Consider the following 6,239-nt stretch of genomic DNA (forward strand, 5'->3'; position numbering starts at 1 on the left):
CCCTTTTTAAGGGGGATTTAGGGGGATCTAATCTGGGCTATAATCACCAGTTTTTGGCTTAAGTTGACACTAATAGGCGCGCCTCGCCCCTACTACGATGAATTGGATTTGAAGCCATTTATACAACTAATTTAGACTATATATTCATTTTAACAGCTATTGTCGCTTCAGTCACAATTATAATTCCTAATTTTCTTAAATGTTAACTCGATAAATAGCATCCGCCACTCGACTAACATCAACCATTTCTTTAACATCATGCACTCGTAAGATATCCGCAGAATTAGCAATAGCGACTACACAAGTCGCCGCCGTCCCCCAAACTCTTTGTTTTGGGTCGGGTTGGTTTAACAGATGACCAATAAAACTTTTTCGAGAAGTTCCGACTAAAATCGGACAATGAAGCGATCGCAATTTTGTTAAATTCCTCAAAATTTCTAAATTTTGTTCGCAGGTTTTAGCAAAACCAATCCCCGGATCAATAATAAGATGTTCTCTAGGAATTCCAAGGGTGATGGCGGCTTGAATTCGATCTTGCAAAAATTGTTTTAATTCCTCAATTAAATCCTGATAATCGGTTAAAGTCTGCATAGTTTTCGGTGTTCCTCGAAGGTGCATTAAAATAATAGGAACGTTTAATTGAGCCACCACAGATAACATTTCAGGATCAAAGGTTGCGCCGGAAATATCATTAATCATATCTCCTCCTGCTTTTACAGCAACTTCCGCAACTTGAGAACGAGTTGTATCCACAGAAATCGGAATTTCTGCTAACACTTCATCGGAACTATTTCTAATTGCTTCAATCACAGGAATTACACGGTTTAATTCTTCCTCTAAACTAATAATTTCTGCCCCAGGTCGAGTTGATTGTCCCCCAATATCAAGAATATCAACTCCGGCTTCTACCAGTTGTTTTGCTTGATAAAAAGCTGTTTCTAAGCTATTAAAATCTCCGCCATCGCTAAAACTATCAGGAGTAACATTCAAAACCCCCATAATATAAGTTCGTTTTCCCCATTGAAAACTTGTTTCTCTAATCTTTAAAGGGTTTAGAAAAGTCATAATTTTTTTATTTTTCGGGAGGTAGTTATCAGAAATGGGGAATAGGCAATGGGCAATGGGAAAAATATAAGTTTAATGTCTAAATTATTTGACTGATAACTGATAACTGATGACTGATTACTGATTACTGATAATTAACAAGTCGGGCAAAATCTTCGGGTTGCAAACTCGCCCCTCCAACTAAGGCGCCATCAATTTCTGGCTGTCTCATAATCTCATCAATATTATTGGGTTTGACAGAACCACCATATTGAATGGTTACATTAGGATTGATTAATTTACTGCGAATTAAACCAATCACGCGATTGGCTTCTTTTGTTTCACAAGTATCCCCTGTTCCAATTGCCCAAATCGGTTCATAAGCAATCACTAAATTGTTTTGATCAACACCAATTAAATCTTTTTCCAACTGAGAGAAAATCACCTGTTCAGTTTCCCCTGCATCCCGTTGTTGTTTCGTTTCTCCCACACATAAAATGGGGATTAACCCGTAACGTTGAGCCGCTCTGAGTCGAAAATTCACCGTTTCATCCGTTTCGCCAAAATATTGACGTCGTTCACTGTGACCGACAACAACATAGCGTATCCCAAATTCAAGTAACATCGGGCCAGAAATTTCCCCAGTATATGCTCCTGAATCTTCCCAATGTATATTTTGAGCGCCTAGGAGAATTCGACTCCCATGTAAACTTTTGGACATAATCCCCAAGGTGGTAAACGGTACACACAGTACCACTTCCCGGTCTTCTGGGGTTTCATCTAAATGACTTGTAAACCCTTGTAGAAACTCTTGAGCTTCTGCTTGGGTTTTAAACATTTTCCAGTTACCCGCAATAATTACTTTTCTCACCGTTAATGCAATTAACCTTAAAAACAATAAAATGCCACCCTTCAGTTTAAAGCGTTAGGGGACATTTTTATAGCTGTCTGTTGACGGTTGGCGGTTAACAGCTAACACCTCAACAGACAACAATTCTTTATTGGCCAAATTCCAATCGAGCTTGTTCCACAATTTCTGGGGTCACAATACCTTCGTCTGCTTCCCTGGCGAGTTGTTCAATGCGTTGTCTGGCTTGAGTCCGAACAAAGTAGGGGATATTTTTCAGTTTGACTTTAGCTTCAGGAAGCCAGTGAAGTTCATCGCAATAATCAGCGTTAGGCATAAACTTAACAATTAGTTTGGGATCGTATCCTTATTTTACTCATGGGGTTGAAAGGGTTTCAAGCAGTTTCAGGAATTGACGAATCACCCCAATGGTTAAGCCAGGAAGTTCTAAATGGGGAGTTAATCCTACATGATCTATTTTTTGAAAAACTTTAATCGCCGTTGGATTTAAGTTAGCTAACCGTTGGCCTGTTTCTGGGCTAGTAAACGCTGATTTTTCACCCCAAAGAATAGCTGTTGGGATTGTTAATTGCGTGATATGCAACGATAAATCAAAACACAAATCTCCCCCCACAAAAGACAAAGCTGCATATTCTGCATTGGGTTGTAGGGCAGATTTTAAATAAGCTTCTACAATTTCGGGATAAATTCGATCCGGTTCCGCAAATTGACGGTTTTGGAGAAAACTTTGAATTCCGGCACTATTCGCAATTCCAGTAAAATACAAAATCCGATCTAAAACGGGTGTTTTAACAATTTGACTAAATAATGTTCGTCCATAATCTTCTCCAAAATCTGATAATCCTGAAGGCGTTACTAAAATCAAGGATTTGAACAGGTCAGGACGTTGAATCGCAACTCGAATAGTAAACGCCGCCGTTAGAGATGAGGCGATAACTGTTGCGGGAGTTGAACAAGTTTGTTCTAAAAATTCGGTAATTGTTGTGAGATAATCGTCTATTTTATAACTTTTTGCCGGATGTTCTGAACGTCCCCAACCGATTAAATCGGGGGCTAAAATTCGGTATTCATCCACAAAGGCGGGATAAACTTTCGACCATTCATAAGCAGAAGACCCTCCACCAAATCCGTGCAAAAACACTAATGGGGGTAACTCAGCAGAAACTTCATTCAGATTCCAAGGGGAACTTTCGGCTGTGTAATACACCATTCTGCCTAAAGATGTCACGATTGAACGCTGACCAAATCCATTCGGTTCAAACATAATTAACCTCTAAAAAATAGTTAAAGGGACTAGGGGACTGGGGGACTAGGGGGGAGAGAGGGAAATAATTGACAGTCAACAGTCAACCGCCAACCGCCAACAGTCAACAATTTCTTCCTGATTTCCCCGGATAGCCTCTGTAGGATCTTGTTAATTCAAGAGCACTGGGTTTGCAAACAATCTGAACTGATTTATAATAGGGGGTGATACCCCTCATGGGTTAAACCCATCTTTTGAGAGCTACTGATTTAAGGATCTCAATCTGTGAATCAGCTTGTACTCCCCCAAAAGATAGCAGTTTGTCACCAAAACGGTTGAATCAACCCTGTCGGCTCAATAAATTGATTGTGGGTAATTATGAAAAATTTTATGATAGACGAAGATTTTACGGCTGTTGATTTTATTCAACCTTCAGAGTTGGAAACATCTGTTGATTCTGAATCCAATTCTGCTGAAATAATTGTTTATCCTCAACGGGAAGAACTGAATTTAGATCCAGAGTTTACAGTTAAAACCTCAACGAAAATACGGTTAGCCTTAGAAGAATTAAATTGTTTTGAAGTCGTTGAAAATCAGTTTCAACATTGGGGAATTACTTTTTGTAATGCGATCGCTTTACAACCTTCTAATCCTGCATTTGTGTTAAAATCTACAACTACTGTAATTATGGCAGCACCTAAAGGAGGACACTTAGAAATTAACTTTAAATATCCTATTCATAAAGTCTGTGGACTGATTACCAGTTCTCGCGCTACGGTTTTATCTGCTTATGATGTCGAAGGTAAAAAATTAGCAGAAACTAGAATGAACGTTTCTCCTCATATTAACTCCGATTGCCTTAATTTCCCGAATGCTCAATTAGAATTAGAAGGTTTAAATATCCAAAAAATTACCTTTGATACCTTTGACGGGCAATTAATTTTACATCATTTTCACGTTGAATTTTAAATCTTAATTATTAAGAATAAATTTCGTGATCCTGTTCTAAAACTTGCAACCCTTCTAATAACGCTTCACGAACGAGGGGTTCATTTTCTTGATATAACATGAGTTGAAAATACTCAACAATATGAGTGCGATTAATTCCTTGAAAGGACTGAAGGGGAGGCAAAGGTTGCCACCGTTGAGCCTCTAATAATAATTGGGGATTTCCCGAACGTTGGGGAGAATTTTTAAAGGCTGTGGTGAGTTGACGCACAGCAATCAAGCGTTTCAGGGAATTCTCTTGTGTTAAATCTCCTAACCATTGATTGAGTTGGGATTTCCCAAAATCAGATTTTTGTTGATACCATTGCCAGATAATTAAGCTTAATATTCCTAAAATCCCTAAATTTTGTCCAATCACACTCAATGCCATTTCTGGATTTTCAGCAGTTGTCCAAATGGACAGAGAAATATACAGGAATACACAGGAACTCACCCCACTCCCAACGGCTAACAACAACTGGCGTTGAGAAGTTTCCAGTCGTCGATACCAGTCCCATCCATTCAAGTTAACCGGAAGTTCCCGCAGGCGATAAACCCAAGCCATCACCACCATCCCCAAAGCCGTTGAGAATAGGAGTTTGCTATTCCACCATCCCCAAATTCCGAATAAAGTTAGGAGGAATAACCAAGTTTTCAAACGTTCAGACCGACGTGAGCGTAACGACTTCAAGGGTTGAGCAACGCCAGTCGAGGGAAACCGGGGTACAGTGGAAAAAGGAGGGGAAGAAATTACGGTTGTATTCCTGGAATATAATAGGGTTTGAACTTGATGCAGGAGTTGCCGACTCTGGGTTAATAGGCTAATCCGAATAAGATCAAGATGATCAAGAGTTTTACTGACTTTATCCATTCCGAACATCCAAACCTGAGTATTGTGTTGTGAGATCTCAAATGTGATCTAAAATTAGAGTGGGATTAACGATAGTTTATGATACTCTGTCGCCTTACCTAGATATTGACACAATATAAACTTCCCTGGAGATCGGATTTATCCTAACTCTAAGGGTTTAAATTAAGTTTTCTGCCAAAACTTAATCATGATTAACCTTACCCACTCAGCCGCCTAACTCCAACTAGCAATTAACACCTATGTCTAATCTACAAAACCAATTCACGGTTCACTTTTGGGGAGTAAGAGGGAGCATCGCGTGTCCGGGTTCGGAAACGGTTCGCTATGGAGGAAATACCCCCTGTATCGAGATGCGAGTGGGTTCAGAACGATTGATTTTTGATGGCGGTACGGGTTTACGAGTTTTGGGACAATCCCTACTGGCTCAAATGCCTGTGACCGCGCATTTATTTTTTACTCACTATCATTGGGATCACATTCAGGGATTTCCGTTTTTTGTTCCAGCTTTTATTAAGATTAATACGTTCTATATTTATGGGACGATTGCCCCCGATGGTTCAACAGTACAGCATCGTTTGAATGATCAAATGTTGAATCCCAATTTTCCAGTTCCCTTACAAATTATGGGGGCAGATTTAAAATTTTTGGATATTAATATTGGCAAGTCGATTAAAATTGGTGATGAAATTGTCATCGAAACGGCTTTATTAAACCATCCGGGTGAGGCGGTGGGATATAGAATTAACTGGCGAAACTATGCAGCTGCCTATGTGACAGATACAGAACATTTTCCAGAGCGCTTAGATGAAAATGTGTTATTTTTAGCTCGAAATGCGGATGTCTTGATTTATGATGCCACCTATACGGATGAGGAATATTATTCTGAAAAATCGAGTAAAGTCGGTTGGGGACATTCCACTTGGCAGGAAGCCGTAAAGATAGCGAAAGCGGCGAAGGTGAAACGGTTGGTGATTTTCCATCATGACCCGCTTCATAATGATGATTTTATGGATAAAATCGGCGAACAAGTGGCGGAACAGTTTCCGAATAGTTTAATCGCACGGGAAGGATTATCGATTCAGTTAAGTTCTCCCTTGGATTTTCTTCCTCCTGTAGAGCCGGAAGCCATCAAAGGCAATTTGTAACAATTTCACCCCTCGTAAAACTGTTTAATTGTTAACAATAGAGCCACAAACTAGCGTCGCATTCGTGGGTATTATGATCCA

Annotated in this window: 7 protein-coding genes; 2 read left to right on the forward strand and 5 right to left on the reverse strand. The window is 39.6% G+C overall.

The window, feature by feature from the left end:
• Positions 1 to 195: 195 nt before the first annotated feature.
• The 4 genes from folP to PL8927_RS02580 all read right to left on the reverse strand — a co-directional run bounded on the left by folP (position 196) and on the right by PL8927_RS02580 (position 3,176).
• Positions 196 to 1,065 carry a dihydropteroate synthase gene (gene folP / locus PL8927_RS02565; RefSeq protein WP_083617319.1) on the reverse strand — a complete coding sequence of 290 codons (870 nt, stop codon included), beginning with the start codon at positions 1,063 to 1,065 and terminating at the stop codon, positions 196 to 198.
• A 124-nt stretch (positions 1,066 to 1,189) separates the two neighbouring features.
• Positions 1,190 to 1,915, reverse strand: coding sequence for a triose-phosphate isomerase (gene tpiA, locus PL8927_RS02570; RefSeq protein WP_083617331.1), 726 nt, complete (start codon positions 1,913 to 1,915; stop codon positions 1,190 to 1,192).
• A 127-nt stretch (positions 1,916 to 2,042) separates the two neighbouring features.
• Entirely contained in the window at positions 2,043 to 2,228 is a 186-nt protein-coding gene (locus tag PL8927_RS02575; protein ID WP_083617321.1) for a PCP reductase family protein, read from the reverse strand.
• 39 nt (positions 2,229 to 2,267) lie between these two features.
• Positions 2,268 to 3,176, reverse strand: a complete 909-nt coding sequence (locus tag PL8927_RS02580) for an alpha/beta fold hydrolase (protein ID WP_083617323.1) — start codon at positions 3,174 to 3,176, stop codon at positions 2,268 to 2,270.
• A gap of 369 nt (positions 3,177 to 3,545) precedes the next feature.
• Between PL8927_RS02580 and PL8927_RS02585 the strand changes: the two genes are divergently transcribed.
• Positions 3,546 to 4,124 (forward strand): hypothetical protein, encoded by a 579-nt coding sequence (locus tag PL8927_RS02585; RefSeq protein ID WP_197047293.1) that lies wholly within the window; start codon positions 3,546 to 3,548, stop codon positions 4,122 to 4,124.
• Between the two features lie 10 nt (positions 4,125 to 4,134).
• Here the strand turns inward: PL8927_RS02585 and PL8927_RS02590 are convergent, their stop codons facing one another.
• A complete protein-coding gene (locus PL8927_RS02590; protein WP_083617327.1) occupies positions 4,135 to 5,013 on the reverse strand; it encodes a hypothetical protein in 879 nt (292 codons plus the stop codon).
• A 239-nt stretch (positions 5,014 to 5,252) separates the two neighbouring features.
• Here PL8927_RS02590 and PL8927_RS02595 point away from each other — a divergent pair, with 239 nt between their 5' ends.
• Positions 5,253 to 6,158, forward strand: coding sequence for an MBL fold metallo-hydrolase (locus tag PL8927_RS02595; RefSeq protein WP_083617329.1), 906 nt, complete (start codon positions 5,253 to 5,255; stop codon positions 6,156 to 6,158).
• Positions 6,159 to 6,239: the final 81 nt, after the last annotated feature.

Origin of the sequence: Planktothrix serta PCC 8927 (assembly GCF_900010725.2) — a bacterium.
Taxonomy (GTDB): Bacteria; Cyanobacteriota; Cyanobacteriia; order Cyanobacteriales; family Microcoleaceae; genus Planktothrix; species Planktothrix serta.